Annotated in this window: 10 protein-coding genes; 6 read left to right on the top strand and 4 right to left on the bottom strand. The window is 55.4% G+C overall.

Going from position 1 to position 18,808, the window contains the following annotated elements; translation table 11 throughout:
- Nucleotides 1-6 precede the first annotated feature (6 nt).
- Nucleotides 7-855, bottom strand: coding sequence for an SDR family NAD(P)-dependent oxidoreductase (locus B2R17_RS00140; protein WP_286762352.1), 849 nt, complete (start codon nucleotides 853-855; stop codon nucleotides 7-9).
- Between the two features lie 300 nt (nucleotides 856-1,155).
- Here B2R17_RS00140 and B2R17_RS00135 point away from each other — a divergent pair, with 300 nt between their 5' ends.
- Nucleotides 1,156-1,689 (top strand): ATP-dependent zinc protease, encoded by a 534-nt coding sequence (locus B2R17_RS00135; RefSeq protein ID WP_286762351.1) that lies wholly within the window; start codon nucleotides 1,156-1,158, stop codon nucleotides 1,687-1,689.
- Between the two features lie 127 nt (nucleotides 1,690-1,816).
- On the top strand, nucleotides 1,817-3,034 hold the full coding sequence (locus B2R17_RS00130; protein ID WP_008660458.1) for a RimK family alpha-L-glutamate ligase: 1,218 nt from the start codon (nucleotides 1,817-1,819) through the stop codon (nucleotides 3,032-3,034).
- On the opposite strand, the gene lpxK is transcribed toward B2R17_RS00130, so the two are convergent.
- Nucleotides 3,007-4,104 carry a tetraacyldisaccharide 4'-kinase gene (gene lpxK, locus B2R17_RS00125; protein WP_286762350.1) on the bottom strand — a complete coding sequence of 366 codons (1,098 nt, stop codon included), beginning with the start codon at nucleotides 4,102-4,104 and terminating at the stop codon, nucleotides 3,007-3,009. The two genes, B2R17_RS00130 and lpxK, sit on opposite strands and share 28 nt — an antisense overlap.
- Complete coding sequence (locus B2R17_RS00120; protein WP_286762349.1) at nucleotides 4,101-6,737, bottom strand: DEAD/DEAH box helicase; 2,637 nt, start codon at nucleotides 6,735-6,737, stop codon at nucleotides 4,101-4,103. The genes lpxK and B2R17_RS00120 overlap by 4 nt, the downstream gene beginning before the upstream one ends.
- A 605-nt stretch (nucleotides 6,738-7,342) precedes the next feature.
- Here B2R17_RS00120 and B2R17_RS00115 point away from each other — a divergent pair.
- Nucleotides 7,343-8,425 carry an ABC transporter substrate-binding protein gene (locus B2R17_RS00115; RefSeq protein WP_286762348.1) on the top strand — a complete coding sequence of 361 codons (1,083 nt, stop codon included), beginning with the start codon at nucleotides 7,343-7,345 and terminating at the stop codon, nucleotides 8,423-8,425.
- A 67-nt stretch (nucleotides 8,426-8,492) separates the two neighbouring features.
- Nucleotides 8,493-11,258 (top strand): PAS domain S-box protein, encoded by a 2,766-nt coding sequence (locus B2R17_RS00110; protein WP_339887699.1) that lies wholly within the window; start codon nucleotides 8,493-8,495, stop codon nucleotides 11,256-11,258.
- 57 nt (nucleotides 11,259-11,315) lie between these two features.
- On the opposite strand, the gene B2R17_RS00105 is transcribed toward B2R17_RS00110, so the two are convergent.
- Entirely contained in the window at nucleotides 11,316-15,170 is a 3,855-nt protein-coding gene (locus B2R17_RS00105; protein ID WP_286762346.1) for a hypothetical protein, read from the bottom strand.
- A 724-nt stretch (nucleotides 15,171-15,894) separates the two neighbouring features.
- Here B2R17_RS00105 and B2R17_RS00100 point away from each other — a divergent pair.
- Both B2R17_RS00100 and B2R17_RS00095 read left to right on the top strand, forming a co-directional pair.
- Nucleotides 15,895-16,998: a substrate-binding domain-containing protein gene (locus B2R17_RS00100; protein ID WP_286762345.1), complete on the top strand. Its 1,104-nt coding sequence runs from the start codon at nucleotides 15,895-15,897 to the stop codon at nucleotides 16,996-16,998.
- Nucleotides 16,999-17,113: 115 nt separating this feature from the next.
- Nucleotides 17,114-18,463, top strand: coding sequence for a DEAD/DEAH box helicase (locus B2R17_RS00095; RefSeq protein WP_008663152.1), 1,350 nt, complete (start codon nucleotides 17,114-17,116; stop codon nucleotides 18,461-18,463).
- Nucleotides 18,464-18,808: the final 345 nt, after the last annotated feature.

The raw sequence follows: 18,808 nt of genomic DNA, 5'->3' as shown, positions 1-18,808 counted from the left end.
ACGTGATCAGGTCGCTGCCGTTTCGCGGCGAGCCTCTTCGACACGGTACATCTCACGCCAAGGCAATTGGATGCCACCGTCGATCGTCAACGTGCTGCCGGTGATGTATTCACTGCGAGGGTCACACAGAAACACTGCACCGCGACCGATTTCGCGAATTTGACCAAGACGTCCCCAAGGCAACTTGGCCCCTTCGGAACGCAACGTTTCTTCTTTGAAGAACTTTCGTTCGCCAGGCGTGTCGATCCAACCCGGGTGAATCAGGTTCACGCGAATTCGTTTCGGTGCGAGTTCCACCGCGGCTGTCCGAGCCATTTGATCGTTCGCGGCTTTGGCCATGTTGTAAGCCATCGCGCCGGGCATCGGCATGTGCGCGTGTGGACTACTGATGACAACAATGTTGCCCCCATTGCCACCATCAACCATCTTTTGGGCGCCCGATCGAACGAGATGAAAGGCGCCCCACATGCTGACATCGATCGTCCGTCGGAACTCCTCCATATCGGATTCCAACATCAAATGCCGATCGCTGTAGGCCGCATTGCTGACAACGATGTCCAAACCGCCCATTTGCTCGCACGCGCTGGAAACCATGTCCTGGACTTGGCCAGCATCCGAGATATCAGCCCCGATTGCGAACGCGGAGACGTCCATCGCCTCGCACTCTTTCACGACGCTCTCGGCTTCCTCGGGATTCGAATGATAATTTATCGTAACCGATGCCCCCGCTTCAGCCATCTCCAACGCGATTCCACGTCCGATTCCGCGCGAAGCTCCCGAGATCAGTGCACGCTTCCCCTTCAACGGTTGAGAAGAATTGGCGGGCGGGATCGAATCGGATGATTCAGCGGACATTCATTCAACTCCAGGGGCAGGGCAATGGTCGGAAAACATTTCCGGCAAACAATCAAATTTAAAAGCTCTCGGAGTATAGCGAATCGTTCACAATGTGTCTGATGCTCGGGCGAAATCGACGCCAAACTTTTTTGATCCGCTTGACGCTACACACTCTGAATCGTCAATCTGCATGCATCCCATCGCTCATCGTGTTCGCTCAATCGATGGAGAGCCCAGCGCTGAATGACTGACGATTCCGGTTGTCACGCACGACCGATTCGAACAGCCATTTGCGATCCTACCCACCAACGATGGCCAATGACAAACGATCCTAGCCCCCATCAGCCTGAAACGGAATTCACCGGCTCGAAATTGCTGCCAACAGACCCGTTGGTCGTCATTGGGTGGCGTGAGTGGGTTGGATTGCCAGAGTTAAAAGTTCGGCACGTTAAAGCCAAAATCGACACCGGCGCACGATCCAGCTCGCTGCACGCGTTCGATATGGAAACGTATTTCGAAGCCGATGTGGAGCGGGTTCGCTTCTCAATTCACCCCGTTCAGCGTCGTGATGACCTGCACATCGAAGCCGACGTGCCGATTTTGGAACGTCGGCATGTCCGCAGCAGCAACGGGAACGTCAGCGAACGGATCGTGATTCGCACCGCACTGGAAATCCTACGACGCCGAGTGATGGTGGATTTGACTCTCGCCAATCGTGACTCAATGGGGTTTCGTATGTTGGTGGGTCGCGAAGCGATTCGAAATCGATTCTTGGTCGATTCCGCCGCCTCGTTTTTAGCTGGCCGCAGAAGACGCAAGCGTCCCAATGGGACGCAACCACCATTGAAGTGAATCGCCGTAACGTGACCGTCGCACTCGGTCGAAGATAGACATTGCCTCTGCACTCGCATCGGTGTGCATCCTATGCCGGGTCCTGAGGCCACCTTCAGCAACCTCACAGCTTCCTGAGAGAAAACCCTTGAAACTTGCCATCCTGTCATGTTCGCCACGTTGTTACAGCACACGACGATTGGTGGAAGCTGCCGAACAACGCGGCATCAAAGCCAAAGTCCTGAACACGCTGAAGTTCGCGATCGACTTGGCCGAAGGTGAACCCGATCTCTATTATCGCAGCAAGCAGCTCAGCGATTACGACGGCGTGCTTCCTCGTATCGGTGCATCGATCACCTATTTCGGCACCGCGGTTGTCCGGCAATTCGAGCAAATGGATGTGTTCTGCGCCAACTCATCGGCAGGAATCAGCAACTCGCGGGACAAACTGCGTAGCTTGCAGATTCTGTCTCGACATCAAATCGGAATTCCCAAAACGACGTTTGTTCGCGACCGCAAAGACATTCTTCCCGCGATCGAGCGTGTTGGTGGATCTCCGGTGATCATCAAATTGTTGGAAGGAACTCAAGGCGTTGGCGTGATCCTAGCCGAGAACGTCAAGGTCGCCGAAGCAATCATTGAAACTCTGCAGAGCACCAAGCAGAACGTGCTGGTTCAACAGTTTGTCGCCGAAAGCCGCGGCAAAGACATTCGAGCGTTCGTGATTGGCGATCGCGTGGTCGCAGCAATGCGTCGTGTGGCCGTTGGCAACGAGTTCCGCAGCAATGTTCACCGTGGCGGTCAAACCGAAGCGGTGGTCTTGGATGAAACCTACGCCGAAACCGCCGTCCGGGCCGCTCAAATCATGGGTCTGCGAGTTGCCGGAGTCGACATGCTCGAGGGGGCCAACGGTCCGCAGGTGATGGAAGTCAATTCTTCACCGGGTTTGGAAGGCATTGAATCGGCAACCAAGCTCGACATCGCTGGAGCGATCATCGATTACATGTCCGCACAAGTTGACTTCCCCGAAGTGGACGTTCGCCAGCGTTTGACCGTCAGCCGCGGATACGGCGTGACTGAGTTGCACGTTCGCGATGGATCGGACTACGTCGGCAAAACCATCGACGAGTCGGGTTTGCCAGAATTGGACATCAATGTGCTGACGCTCTACCGAGGCACGACGGTGATCCCCAACCCACGATTAAAACGAACGCTGGAACCGCACGACCGATTGCTTTGTTTTGGAAAGCTGGAGGCGATGCGGGGCATGGTTCCGGAAAAAGTTCGCAAGCAGCGTCGTCCGAAGATCAAACGCCTACCCGATTCGGCCGCGACCATTCACGCCGAATCTTCTCGCGACGACTGATTTTCCACCGCGCCGCCCATCAACAATTCCAACCGCAACTGAAGCGGTTCTTCGGAAGTGCGATAGGCAAGCTCGATTGGCATGTAGCCCAAAGGCACTCCGGCGATGGAATCCGTCGCCAATTTCACGGCGTCTTTGTGAGTGCAAAGCAAACGTTGCGGCGGTTGCGGGCCGCCTTTCAACTTGGTGACCCAAGAACGCAATTTCTCACGCGTTGCTCGCTCATACGAATCATGGTCGGGCAGTCGAAGATGATCGACCACGATGGCACCACAATCCAGAACGGTTTGCTCAAACGCGTCGGGGTTGCCGATGGCTGATACCAATGCGACCGGTTGATCGACCAAAACCTCGATCGCCTCCCAATCTCCAACGGAACTCTGAATCGTCGACGGGCGGTGCTCCGTTTCGAGCACCGGGCAGTCCGGGGCATATTGAGCGATCGTGGACCGTATCGCCAGGACTTCTTCTGGATCGACTTGATCGACCCGGGTGATCAAAACCCAATCCGCGCGAGTGATGCTGTCGAGCGGTTCACGCAATGTTCCTCGAGGTAAAACGTGCCCATACCCAAACGGGCAAGTCGCATCCACGACAACAATGTCCAAATCTCTTTGCAGACGGCGATGCTGAAACCCATCGTCCATGACCAAGACTTCCGCGGCCAACTCTTCCACCGCGATTCGAGCGGCTTCGACTCGGTCGGGGTGCTGCACGTGCGGCACATCGGGTAAACGCTCTTGAAGCTCCATTGCCTCGTCGTTCATTCGGCCATTGCTGGCACCGTAGCCCCGACTGACGATCGTCACGCGAAAGTCCATCGCCCGAAGGCGTCGGCACAAATCCGCGACGACGGGTGTTTTGCCCGTTCCGCCGGTGGTCAGATTGCCGACGCTGATGACCGGTACCCCAGCGTGACAGGTTTCACGATTGCCGCTGTCGTATTGGCGACGTCGATGCCGGGCGGCGACGTTGTAGAATCCGCTGGCACACCACAGAGCCCCGCGAGCCATGGACGAAAAAGGATCTCGAGATTGGCCGCTCAACAGCGGTCGATAGTCCCAACTCATGGTGTCGATTGTTCCTCATTCTCAGCTGATTCGCTGATCAATGGTTTGGTATTTTTGCTGCCGGTGTTGCGGCGACCACCGGTTAAATCATCCGTCAGGGGCGATTCGGACTGACTCAGTATTTCATCCGTGCTTTGCGGGTCAATCTTCCGGCAAGCTTCCGTCAAAGTGTCAGCGATGTCGTCCAACCAATCCTCCCACGTCTCAACGGTAGTTCCCTTGGGAGGCACATTCGCCATTTCGTCGCACAGCAAAATCATTCGCAAGCAATGCCTGAAAAGAATGCCTTCTTCCTTTTGAAGCTTTCTCGCCGTGACATACTTATTGAAGTCGCCCCCGAATTCCAGCAATTCGCCCACGATCCACACCGGGCGAACTCGCACGTCATCGACCTTCGGGAATTCATCTCGGAACAATCGCAGTAGCTTTTCGCCGATGGTCAGCGGCCACACTCGAGGTTCCTCGAACATCACTCGCCCAAACCCGCGATCCTTCACCTCTTCCTCTTCCTCCTCTTTGCCACCGCCCAGTTCTTCGATCGTTGCCAGCCCCCGCTGCAACAACAGCGCATCCAAACGATTTTGAGCCAAGGCGCCTGGCGGAACGATGTCATACGATGGCATGCGGGCAAATTTCGCGACCGAACCCGGCACTTCCAGCATGCTTTCCATCGCCGCGATGCGTTCTTGTTCATCGGCGTCCGCCAACTGATCCGCCATGAAAACGCCGAACAACGGATTGACACTTTTCAGCTGAACCAGCCGCTCCAGCCGAACGGTCGGCTTGGCAGTTTCCGGTCGGTAATCCTCAAGCTCGTAACCGCGTTTGGCGAGAGCTTCCGCGTCGTCGAGCGTCTGATTTTCCTCCGCGGATTCCTCGGGCTTCGTTTCAGGTTCCGCCGCCCGCATTTCGTCCAACAACTCACCAAACAGCCCACCGGTTGCAACCGGCTCGGGCTCATTTGTTCCCGGCTTTGGTTGCCCAGGTTTGGTTCCCTTGGGCGTGGGCTTTCGTTCGGCGGCAATTCGCGGTGTTGGATCCAACTCGATGTAACCGCCCGACCACATCGTGATCAGCATCCGATTGAGATCCTTCTGAGCCACCTCGATTCGCGAAGGCGTCATCAACCGGCGGCCCACCAAATCACGAATCGGCTCGACGTTTTGATCTTTGGACAACAAGTACGCGAGCAACCGCCAGGGAACCTTTCCACGACTGGACAGATCCGCCGATTTGGCGACCTGCAATTGCTCGAACTGAGTTTGCGTCCAATAAGATTCACCGGCCCGGCGTTTGGGCATCTTCTTCTTCAGTTGTTTTTTCGCCTTCAACAATCCCGGATCCTTGGTGTCCTCCGGAATCGAATCGTATTTTTGACGCCATCGATTGATTTTGACGTCGTCCTCATGAGCCAAGGCGAACACGTAGCCTCGATCATCAAACTGGGGGCGGCCGGCACGACCAAAGATCTGCTGCGCCGAAGCGATGTCGACCAACTTCTTTTTGTCTCGTGGCCCCTTCAACAAACTCGGCAAAACCACGCTACGTGCTGGCAAGTTGATTCCGGCTGCGAGCGTTTCAGTGCAAACGCAGATGCTGAGCAGCTTCTTTTGAAACAACTCTTCGACGATGCGACGATAGCGAGGCAGAATTCCGGCATGGTGAACTCCAACGCCTCGCATCAAGATTTGCTTGAGCTTTGGTCCAACGCCATTGGTGAAGTCGGAGGCGTTGAGAATGTCGGACAGCTCCTTTTGGCGTGCTTTGTCGATCAGCGATTTGCCTTTGAGCATTTCGGCATTGGTCCAGCACATCGATCGACTGAAACAAAACAGCAATGCTGGAGTTCGACGTTCTTCGTCGTCGCCAGCGGAGATTTTCTCACAGAATTCGTTTAGCAAATCGTCTTCTACCCACTCGTACTGCAGCGGGACCTTTCGCTCTGTGCCTTGCACCAACTGCAGATTTCGACCGTGAGCGTTTCGCAACCAGCTCGTGAACGCCATCGAGTTACCGACCGTCGCACTCAACAGCAAAGTTCGAACGTGCTTGGGTAGCAATCCCAGCGTCAGCTCCCAAACCACCCCGCGTTCGTAATCGTTGAACGAGTGAAACTCGTCCATCACCACGCACGTGACGTCGTCGAACTCGAAAGCCTCCGGGTTGAGCAAACGATTGAGCAAAATTTCGGCGACAACCACCAACACCGGAGCGTCCGGATTGACGCTCCGGTTGCCGGTCACCAAACCAACTTGGTCCGCTGAGAATCCCCACCGCACGGCCGACTCTCTGAGTTCGTCCAGTTTTTGATCGGTCAGAGCGATCAACGGCGTCGTGTAGTACATCCGTTTGCCGGTCCGCAACGCTTCGTAGACAGCAGCCTCGGCGATCAACGTTTTCCCGGTGCCCGTCGGCGCACACACGAGCACGCCATGCTGAGCGGCAGGCCCGCCTTCGGTCGGTTGCGTATTTCCGGTGAAATACGCGAGCAACGCTTCCTCTTGGACCGGATACGGCTCGTAAGCAAGCAGTTCGAAATATTCCTCCGCCAGCGTATCTCGATCGAGATCAGGCTCGACCGTGGCGGGGCGGGGGGGCAGGGACTCAGGTGTCGAAGACGAGTTGGCGTTCATGCCGTCTTTGTATCACAACATCGGCAAATTGGGGCTGGCACAACGACCAGCTCCCCGCCTTCGTCTCGCGACTTTAACGTTGGTTTGAATCGATAGAGCCTCAATCCCTCTGCATCGCCACACTTCGATCGCGATGGTGCATTCAACACCGAACACGCAAAGCGGTTGCTCACCGACACGTGCGTTCGTCCGATATCGATCGTCAAAATCAGTAGATTCAGCCCCAATGCAATCGAAGCGTTTGGCGGCTCGAAGGCCCGCGTGCTCCTGGACGGGCGCCGTTTGAAACCAACCACCCCTCAAACGCCTCCATTTTCGGTACGACCATCACCAGCCCGTTCGGGATACCGCTCCCTCGGTTTGATTCCCCTCCGACCAATGTGGTTTGAAAGAATCCAAACCTAGGCTCACTGTGAGTCTTTCAAACAAGGGGGCAATCTTTCATGAAGACTAATGGGGCATCTGCGCGGGCACTTTCGCTCAAACAGAACATAACACTGGTGATCATCTTCGCAGTGATTTGCGTTGGCACGACATCAGCCAGAGGAGCATCGCCGAGACCACTGGATACGACACCCGTCGATGCGCAAGCGTTGAGGTTCGGGATGTCGACCGCATTGAGCGGACCGGCTGCTGAACTCGGCATCAACATGCGGCATGGAATTCTGGCGGCGTTTGATGAGGCGATGGCAAAAAACCGTCTTCCATCGAAAACGCTGCAGCTCATCGCACTCGATGATGGATACGAACCGGCACGCACCGCTCCGAACATGCATCGCTTGACCGATGAGCACAACGTGCTGGCGGTTATCGGCAATGTCGGAACCCCCACCGCCATCACCGCCATCCCGATCGCGCAGCAGACAAAGACGCCATTCTTCGGTGCGTTCACAGGAGCAAGCGCACTAAGGAAAACAGGGTCGGTCGATTTCGTCATCAACTACCGAGCCAGCTACGCAGAAGAAACTGCCGCGATGGTGGATGCCTTGGTGGCAAAAGGGATCAAGCCTGAAGAGATTGGGTTCTTCACACAAAACGACAGTTACGGTGACGACGGATTCTTCGGTGGCTTGGCGGCGATACGACGACACCAACCCGTCAAAGTATCCAGCGTTCCACACGGTCGCTATCGTCGAAACACATCGCAAGTCGAAGACGGACTCGCGGATCTGCTGATGCATCAGCCACTGCCAAAAGCCGTCATCATGGTTGGCACTTACGAGCCCTGCTCCAAGCTAATTCGGCTGGCACGCATGAACGATTTCAACCCTCAGTTCCTAGCGGTCTCGTTCGTGGGCGCCGATGCACTTCAACGATCACTCGGCGATCTGGCCAACGGAATCGTCGCGACACAGGTGGTTCCTCATTTCGACAGTGACCTACCGCTGGTCCGCGAATATCGCGACGCGATGCGAGATTACGATCCCAAGCTACCGTTGTCGTTCGTGTCGCTGGAGGGCTACATCGTCGGACGAATCCTGGTCAAGGCGGTGACTTCGATCAAAGGAGAGATCAGTCGTTCATCCATCTCAGCAGCACTGGAACAACTCGGGCAATTCGACATCGGCTTGGGCACGCCCTTGACGCTTGGACCCGATGACCATCAAGCCAGCAGCAAGGTTTGGCCCGTTTTGATCGGCGCCGATGGAAGCCAATCTCTCGCGTGGGAGGAACTGTTCCGTGAATAATCCGAATCACACCGTCCGAGAGACAACGATCCAACCATCAAGAAGCTCCCACGATGCTCAACGCCGAGTGCGTTGGCTCAGTGCGACCGCATTGTGCAGCGGCATTCTGTTCTTCGTCATCGCAACCGCTCTGTTGAATTGGCACGAAGACAGTCGTGCAAAAGCCAACGCAATCGAAGCCCAAGTCAACGAGGCGAGACTAGCGATGAGCCGAGCGACCGTCAGCCGCAATCACGAAGCAACCCAACTACTTTCGGAATCAACGGCGTTAAACAAGGACTTCTTGAACCGTCAATACGACAATTGGCGAGAAGAACTGTCACTAGTCCAAAACACCTGCAATTCACTCAATGCCGCTCTTTGCCTTCAAGGCGAAAAGCAGCTTCGAATCACAATGGAACCGCTGAAGGAATGGAGCATCGAAGCGGAAGCGTGGAAAAACCGAAACACCTATCTCACCGCAACGGCTCAACAGCGATACTCCGAATTGAACTTGATCCTCGCTGAACTGCTGCAGACGGCTGAGAACCAACGTGGCATTCAACGCCTACGTTTGGCACTTGGACTGCGAAGTCATCTTTCAAAAACCCCCAAACCGATTGCGGACATCCTGAAGGACTGTGCCGGTTCGACGCTGACCAACCAACTCAGCGGCGATATCAAACAACTTCGTTTCTACCTCAGCCAGCTAATGACGACTCCTGATGTCGATGACTTGGCAGACATGAGCGAGAATAAAATTCGCCCGCTCTTGTTGCGACTAAAAGCATCAACTGAAGAAATTGGGAAGCTGGACGTGGTTCAGCAAATTGAAACCACCATTTTCAACCCACTGCCAAGCAACATGGCCGATAGCGGACAAACGGAAGATTTAAACCTTGAATCGCCCGGGCTCCTCGCCTTGCAATTTGCACTTGCGGAAAGCAGATCGGAGCGTCAGCGTCTCAGCGAACTCGCAACGGAGCATGCGAACGTGCTCGAACAAGAGCGAAGCAGGCTCGCGATCGCCGGCACGACGTTGAAGAACCGATATGCAGAAAGCTTTGCCAGAGCAATTCGAAACGTCTGGGGAATCAACCTCGCGTCTGGAGCGATTTTGGGGCTGGTTTTCCTTATTCTCACTCGCAAAGTATCGCAAGACATTGCGATGCAAGTCGACGCGATTGACCAAACGGCAACCGACCTGGCAAACGAGCAACTCTTTCTTGGCTCCGTGCTTTCCAACCTACCCATTCCTCTTTATTGGAAGAATAAGGCTGGGGTCTACCAAGGATGCAGTCGCTCATTCGCCGAATGGATGGGCTTGTCATCGGAGGCCGACATCGTTGGCAAAACCGACAATGAACTTCCTTGGGAGACCGAAACTTGCGAACACAAAAACGTGCTCGAAAAATCGATCATGCATTTTGGGATCCCCATCAAGAACCAGGAGATGGCGAAGCAGCGTTCCGATGGAAAGTCGTTCATCGTGCTGGCCAGCAAGACTCCGTTGCGCAACCTTAACGGCGAAAGCGCTGGTTTGGTCGGAGCCTACATCGACATCACCGAACGCAAAGCGGCGGAAGAGCGACTCAATGGCTTGGCCAAAATTCAAGCGGAGTGCCCGAGCGAAATCTACGTGTTCGACATGCTGACCTTTGAATTGCTGGAGGTCAACAACGCCGCCTGCCAAAACTTGCTTGTCGATGAATCAGGATACCGTGGCAAAACCCTCCTGAACTTCTTGGACGAACCCAACGGTGAGAGATTGAAAGAACAACTCAAACCGATCATCGATGGTGATGCGGTCGAAACGGAATACGAATCAATTCATGTGCGATCCGACGGGACAAAGTATCCCGTCCACGTCCGAACTCTCACGATCGAACACAAGTCCAAGCAAGTTTTTGTAGCCTGTGCGTCGGACATGACCGTCTACAAGAAACTCGAAAACAAGCTGCTTCAAGCTCAAAAGCTGGAGTCGATCGGACAGCTCGCTGCCGGCATCGCGCACGAAATCAACACTCCCATGCAGTGCATCGGTGGAAACATCGATTTTCTACAAGAGCATTCGGATCGCTTGCTGACCGTGGCAGATACGTTCCGAGGATTGCTCGAGATGAGCCCGGGGGACCGGGAAGATCGCTTGGAAAACGTGGCAAAGATTCTCGAAACAAATCGTTTCGACTTCATCCGTTCACAATTCCCGATGGCGATCGAAGAGACCTCGACCGCGGCCAAACGAGTGGTCGAAATTGTTCGAGCGATGAGGGTCATGTCGCATCCAGGATCACAATCCAAGAGTGACACCGACATCAACACACTCATTCGCGATTCAAGCATTCTCAGCCGCAATCGCTGGAAGTGTGTCGCTGAAGTTGACCTGTCGCTTGATACCAACCTACCCACCATCGATGCACTGCCGGCTGAACTCAGTCAGGTCTTCCTGAACTTGATCATCAATGCAGCGGACGCCATCGGTGAAGTGACCGACAATGGACCCTCAGGATTCGGCAAAATTGACGTTGCGACGAGATTCGATGAACAAAACGTTTACATCGAAATTCGCGACAACGGGCCCGGCATGTCGGACGAGGTCAAAGCCAAAGCTTTCGAGCCATTCTTCACGACGAAGGAAGTTGGCAAGGGCACCGGCCAAGGATTGTCGATCACCTACGACGTCGTCACCAAACTGCATGGCGGGACCGTCGACATCCAAAGCGACCTGGGCAAAGGAACTCTGTTCACACTCTGCCTGCCGCGACAAACCGATGGCCAGGAACCGTCCGACAAACCAATCGCCGCCGTTCCCGGAACGATGGTTCCGAGTGAGTTTGCCTCGGCCAATGTTTAATCCATCAGACGGACAGTCACGCTAGTGATTGATCCAACGTGGCGTTGTCCAGTTGAATCAGCGGCCAAACAACTTGTCGATCCGTAGCTTCTCGAAGCCTTTGTTCAGACTGTCTTCGAGTTGCTGCTGGCCACGGCCAATTTGTTCTTGCAAGAAGTTCGCACCGGCTTCTTGAGCCGCACGGGTTCCCATGTCAGCCACAATCCGCTGGATCCCCGACGAATCCAAACGTGGCCGATCGAGGGTGCCGTTGACCGGAATGGTGATCGTTTGACCGGTCAGAGCACTCAGGTCGCTGCCCATCCAGGATGCATCCAGCGGAATCTGAGCAATCAAATCCAACTGCCCATCCATCGTCACTCGGCCGCTGGTGGTCACCTTGGCTCGGTCAATTTCTAAAAGCAACGCGCGGTGATCAACGACTCCGCCGACGACATTGAACTCAATCGTTTGTGCTGGCATCGTGATCAAGGTGCGACCACTGCGAGGTGGATTGGCTCGTGAACCCAACGCGGCAAGTGATTGCAACTGACGTGCACCCGCGATCACCTGATCGGCCAACGGTCCGGCGTTCATACGAACTTGATCCACTTCCAACCGTCCTCGGATCGTCGATTGATTCGGGTTGTCAATCGAAACCATTCCTTGTTCCAGCGTTGCACTGAACGTTCCATCGACTCGAGCCGCATCCGCTGCGATCGGGGCAATGTACTTCAGCCACTGCCCGGTGATCTCAGGAGTGAGTTGGACATTCTTCGCGATCGGACCCGGCTTCAAATCGATCCAAATTGCGGGGCGATAGTGAACGTCTCCAGCCAACAACAGTCTGCCATTCGCGGCTGAGTTGCCGTTCGCCGCTTGATAGGTCGCGGGATTGTTCGGGTCATAGTCCAACGGTGCGACAATCGGGCCGTATTGTTGTTCCACGTAGCGACTGGCGCCGAGCACCGGAATGGTACTGGGTGCGATCGAGACAACGGATTCGGTCATCTTGAATGGAACTTCAGCGGGTCCAAACCACATTCCCGCCGCGTCGACGCTTTCCCATCCCAAACTGCCGTCCACGTTGAACGAAACTTGATCCTTAGGCCCTTGCACATACTGCAACTTCAAAGGAGTCGGGTGGACTCCCTCGGCAACGATCAATGTGCCAGTCAAATCAGTGAGTCGCCGCGCGACTTCGTCCATTTTGAAATTCGCGGGGCCTTCCATACGCAACGATTGCTGCTCGCCTTTCCAATCGACGGTTCCCGAAAGAGTCGTCGCGAACCAGTCGCCGGCGATCTGCATCGCTTTGGCCTGCAGCGATGATTCCTGCATGTTCCATTCAGCCCGACCATCGATGCGAAGGTTAGGTTCGGCCCAAACAACACGCTTCGTGCGACTAAAATTGACAGATGTCTGCGGGACAGTCTCGACAAGTTCGAATTGTCGTCCGGTCAGATGCGAGTCGAGGAACAAGACCGCGGGGTCGCCGGTTGCCACAATGCTGCCTTCCATTTTCCCTCGCAGCAACCATTCACTGGATTCGGTGTTGCCCGCTGCCGCGTTGCGGTAAGCGACTTGTTGGACGGATCGCGATTTTGGATTGGGTTGCGATAGCCTTGGATCCTGCGGACGAGTTGCCATTCGTTCCCGCACGCTGCTTTGCAATCGTTCCAGTTCCGCTTGCCACGCAACTTCGATATCGGTCATCCCACCGATCCATTCACCCTGGATGGCGGCGGATGCGGCGTCCCCGGCAACCGTCATCGAACGAATGATCACGTCCTGCTGTGGGTAGCTCGCCTTGCCGTCAAAATGCAGCTTCACGAGTTGCTGTTCCCAAACCTGATCCGACAAGGGAACTTCCAGTTGTGTGATTTGGGCGTCCACCGATTCCAGCAACGCCGCACCGGACTGGCTCATGCCACCTCGAGCGTTGAACCGGAAACCGCCCTGAAGTGACTCGTAGCCGGTTGGCATCCAAGGTGCCAATGTCTGCGCGATTGCATTGAGCTGACCTTGTCCGCTCATTCGCAATGGAATCAATCGGTCGGCATCCAAACCAGAGATCGCCTGCACCAACTCGACGTCCGCCTCCAGCCCGTTGCCGAGAACATTCAGCTTTCCGCTGGTCAATTCCGATAAGTGTCCACCACCACTCGATTGCCAACGCCCGGTCACGTCCAATTGCGATCGCAACGAGGAAGGTTGAAAGCTTTGTCCAGGAGTCAGCTCGATTGCCAAACCTGTCATTCGTCCATCGCCACGCAAACGCCACAACCCGTCGTTCTGAGCGTTCCATTGCAGCCCGCCTTGGACATTGCCTTCCAACCTTCGTTCGTCCAAGTCAATCAAAGGACGCAAGATTCGGGCAAGCTTTCCAAAGTTAATGTCCACATTCGCCGATCCGCTTCGCAAGTCGCCCTGGCCATTGATCGCCGCAAATGGGCTTTCGAGTTCGAACTGCTCTGCAAAGAGTCTTTGTGAGTCGCTGGCAACGACCGCCAACACATCGATGGGGGCAACTCGGACCTCGCCTCCATCGGATTGAGCCTGGATGACACCGCTGCGGATGACCAAGCGACGACGCCGGACATTTTCGCCACCAAGAGCCGCGGACCGTCCGTTCGCAATGGGTTCGATGCGAGCCTCGACGATCCCATCGACCAGCGTGACTCCGTTTCGCAGAGGCAATAACTCTGGCAATGCGCGTCGCAATCGTGGCAGGTTCACTTGAACCGTCGCGGTTGCGTCCACTTGGTTCAGCCAAGCCAATGGATTCGTTGACGTTCCCGCCAAAGAAACCGAATCTGGGAAGGAACCGTTCATTTGCACGCTGGCAAAATCCGTCTTCGCAGCAATTTGCCGTGCGTTGACTCGTCCGCCACGAATTTGCAAGTCGCCGTCGAAAGTCGCCAACTCGTTGTCCCACAACTTCCGGCCGGTCTGAGCATCAGTCGCCACCAAATTTCGAACATACAATTGGCGTAAAACGAGATTGGGTTCCCCCGATCCGGTCAGGATCAGTTGTGTCTTCCCCGAGACGTCTCCCGTGATCGCCGTCGGCAATTCGCTGCTGGGAAATCGTCGTTGAGCCAAGGTGAGAACGGAAAGCGGCAGTGAGTCGGCGTCGATTTCAACCGCCAACTGCTCGCCATCGGCGGAAACGTTGGCTGGATCCATCGCTAACTTCACATGCCCAGCCAGCGACCCGTCGCCGCCACCAGGCTGGCTCAAAACGCCATCAAAGGTGACATCTAGCAAAGAAGCATCGAGGACCGCGTTCGCGTGGGATTGGCTCAGCGTCCATGTTTGGTTGGTCGATGCATCGGTCGCCTGGATCGCGAGATCTTGGATTTTGACCGTGCCTCGCGGGATGAAGTTGGATGGTTCATCAGTCGGGGCGAGAAGCTTTGCCAAATCCTGTTCGATCGAAGTGGTTCCGTTGTCGACTGTGCAAGAAAGTTGCACCCCTCGGACCAGCACCTCGCCGAATTGTCCCGTTTGAGGATCGCCCGACCAAAGGTTGCTCAGCGAGATGGAAGTTTGCAAATCGTCGACGGAAATCTCCGATCCACCGGTGCGTCCCACCAAGTGCAAACCTCGTATTTGCAGAGGCGTCAACCAACCAATCTGCATCGAGTCAACGTCCGCATCCAGATCGTACGAGTCGAGCGTTCGAACCAACAACGAACGTCCCATCGGCGAGTGACTGACGAGACTAGGAAAGGCACCAATGCCAAGAACGGCAAAAACGATCAGCACCAAGACCAACGTTCGCTTGCGTTGCAGTCGGCCCTGACGTCGACTGCGGGTGCGAACTTCTTGCGAACGTTCCATGACGCCTAGTTTGGCATCGAGGTCGTAGTTCCGGCCCGCTTTGCGTCGCATCGCCATCGATTCAATCCATGAAAAGTAAGCTCGCATCCTCTTCCAGTGTGGTGCGGCATGACGAAGCATACTCCTTTTGGACGAGCGACCCCAAGAGACGTTTTTGAAACCATCGCCCGCGTTCAGCGTCGGCGGGAGTCCGTCTTCATCCGTCATTGACCGAGCAACAATGCGATCACGCTTGAACAGAACGAGTTCTCATCGAGCATTCGGTCGGCGCATAAAAAAAGCTCCCGGAAAGTACGAGGTCCTAGGGGGGCGGAGGACAACGCGCTTCTGTTCCGGGAGCCGGTGGTCGGTTTGTTCGATCAAGTGAGCACATCCTTGTGATCACCAACCGAACGTCCGTCATTTCAAAATCCTAACAAGCGTTTTCAGGTCGATCCGTGACCATCAAAAACGTCTTGAGAATCTCGCAGCCAATCCTTCAATCAAAAACCAAAAGACGACCGATGCGAGATGCGATTTCAAAACATCGCACGTCGCAATCGGACCGGGTTGGAGGTCCGTTTGCGACGATGGGGGCAACTTAGCGGGGGCCGCTTTCATGGGTCAAGCCGAGTTCGTAAAAACTCTTTCAGGTTCTTGATGGTCCTTTGACTCCGAGTCATTTTGGTCCGGAGAATCGTTTAGAATCAGCGTGAAAACTTTATCGATTTTCTTTTCACTCCCGCCAAAGCCAACTCCTTCCATGCAGTTCTCTTCACATTCCAACACCGAGAAAAATTCACAGGTTTCTACGGGTGATCCCTCATCTGCCGTGTCACGTTCCGCCGAGTTGCGTCATCACTCTGCAGCGACATCGGATCACCGAGGCTTGATCAACGCGACTGGCTCAAGTGCTTCGGTTGGTCAATTGCTAGCAAACCTCGTTCGACGCTCATTCTGTCTCGTGCCGGTCGTCATGTTGCTGGTCTGCGCTGGCTGCCAGCCTCCTGCGGACACGTCAGCCGACTCAGGCAACAAAGAGTTGCACTTCGCGGTCATCCCCAAAAGCACCACTCACATTTTCTGGCAATCCGTCAAGCATGGCGCAGAGCAAGCCGGCGAAGAGATCGGTGCGAAGATCACTTTCCGAGGCCCATCGAAAGCGAACGACCGCGATGAGCAAATCAATGTCGTTCAAGGATTCCTGAATGCTCGCGTCGATGGAATCTTGCTCGCCCCCTTGGATGCCGACGCGTTGGTTCGCCCCGTAAAAGAAGCGAGCCGAGCTGGTGTGCCCGTTGTGATTTTCGACAGCGGATTGAACACCGACCCTGGCGATTTTGTTTCCTACGTCGCAACCGACAACTTCGAAGGCGGCAAACTGGCGGGCGAGGCGATGGCAAGCGTCTTGGGAGAAAAGGGCGGTGACGTGATCTTGCTGAGGTACGAACAAGGCAGCGAAAGCACTCACCAACGCGAAGAGGGTTTTCTGTATTCCATCGCCGAGTACCCAAACATCCGAGTTTTAAGCAGTGACCAGTACGCTGGCACCACCACGGAATCCGCCATCGACAAAGCCCAGGCGTTGCTGAACCGGTTTGGGGATGAAGTCGACGGAATCTGCACCGTCTGTGAACCAACTGCAGAAGGAGCCCTGCGTGCTCTCCGCGAAAGAAACTTGGCCGGCAAGGTCAAACTGGTCACGTTCGACAGCAGTGACTCGCTGAGAGATTCACTGTCGGCCGGCGAAGTGAACGCGATTGTGCTGCAGGATCCTGTTGCGATGGGCTATCAGGCGGTCAAAACGATGGCCGCTCATCTTCGTGGCGAGACACCGGAACAGTTCATCGACACGGGGGTTTTCGTCGCGACGGCAAACAACCAAGACGACGAAAACATCGCTCGACTCCTCCGCCCGGCGGTCTCGGGAGAGTGATTCCGGTTGATGCAGATGCGTCTGCGGGTCGTAACCCAACAAAAATTGCGTTCCCGCCGCATCTGATCAGTGTTGCAAAAGACGAGTTGAGGATAGACTTCCGGGCATGAACAGAATGAGAAATCAACGCCCACCGCGTACAGGACGCGGATCACGACCAGCTCGCTTCGAAGAACCGGTCGACACAATTGCTCTGCTAGAATCCGTTGGCCCGGTGGAAACCCCGCCAGAAATGGATTCCTTTGACGAATTGGATTTGTCACCGATCATGCGTCGAGCGGTCAAAGACGCGGGATTCACAACCCCGTCGCCCATTCAGGCCGCATTGATCCCGCACGCTTTGAATGGCAAAGACGTGATCGGCCAGGCTCGGACGGGAACCGGCAAAACAGCCGCGTTCAGCATTCCGATCCTCGAACAGCTCGATTCCCTAGAAGATTGTCGCGACCCGCAAGCGATCGTGATCGTCCCGACTCGCGAATTGGCTGACCAAGTCGCCGCGGAAGCCGAACGGCTCGCTCGCGGAGTTCCGACGGAAATCGCCGTGCTATCCGGCGGCAAAAACATGAACCGCCAGCTACGCCAGCTGGAAAATGGCACTCAACTCGTCGTCGGCACCCCCGGTCGTGTACACGATCACCTGCAACGAGGAACGCTGCGAACCAACAACGTGTGGTGCGTGGTCCTGGATGAAGCCGACCGAATGCTGGACATCGGATTCCGGCCGCAAATTGAGCGAATCATGCGGAAGTGCCCGCGGAACCGGCAAACACTGCTGCTGTCGGCAACGCTTCCTCCGGTCGTTCGCCGGTTAGCAGAAAGTTACATGCACGAACCAGTCGTGATTGACTGCTGCCGTGACGAAATGGCGGTCGACACGATCGAGCAGCGGTATTTCACCATCGCACAAGACGACAAAGTCAGATTGCTAGAATCGCTTCTGAAACGCGAAAACCCTGAACAAGCGATCATCTTCTGCCGGACAAAACGCGGAACGGACCGTCTGCACCGGAAGCTTTCCCATGAATACGGAAGCGCGTGCGGTGCAATTCACGGCGATTTGCAGCAACGCGAACGCGACCGAGTTCTCCAAAAACTTCGCGATGGCAATCTGAAATTCCTCGTCGCGACGGACGTCGTGGGACGCGGAATTGACATCAGTACGATCTCACACATCGTCAATTTTGATGTCCCTCAAGATTGCGACGATTACGTCCACCGTGTGGGCCGAACTGGCCGGATGGGCCGCGATGGTGTCGCGTACACGTTCGTCGTTCCTGGAGAGGGCGACATCCTGACCAGCATTGAGCAACGAATCAATAAATTGCTGATTCGGGACAAAATGGACGGTTTTGAATCGCCCGCCGAGAAGGCTGCAGCGGTTGCCGCAGCGGCACCCGAGCCCGAGAAAGAGCTACGGCGCACCCTCAATCCTATGACACGAAAACGCCCTCGCCGGCGCTGATTTCGTTCAGGGAACTTTTTTGCAGACCCAACGTCCAACTTGACGCAAGAATGTGTCGATTGTGACGGCTGTGAGTTGCGAGACCTCTGACCCACCGTTCCCGCCCCCTCTTGTGGGTGAAATTCTCGGGTCGATTTCGTCATCAGAACCGGTGCAACCGGCACATTTATCCAACGAGTGAACGCTGCGGTAAGTAGCGATGACGCAAAAATTTGCGACGTTATTTACCCCAACTATACTCGTCGGACTGATCGCGCGAGCCACGCCCCAATTGCCCGACATTGATGTCGGTGCGATCCCCAGCAACGCCGTGAGATCAGCCTTGTCATCCACGACTGATCTTTG

The organism is Rhodopirellula sp. UBA1907 (assembly GCF_002337565.1).
Taxonomy (GTDB): domain Bacteria; phylum Planctomycetota; class Planctomycetia; order Pirellulales; family Pirellulaceae; genus Rhodopirellula; species Rhodopirellula europaea.
The sequence above is the reverse complement of the archived record's forward strand: the minus strand, read 5'-3'. Positions and strand labels throughout refer to the sequence as shown.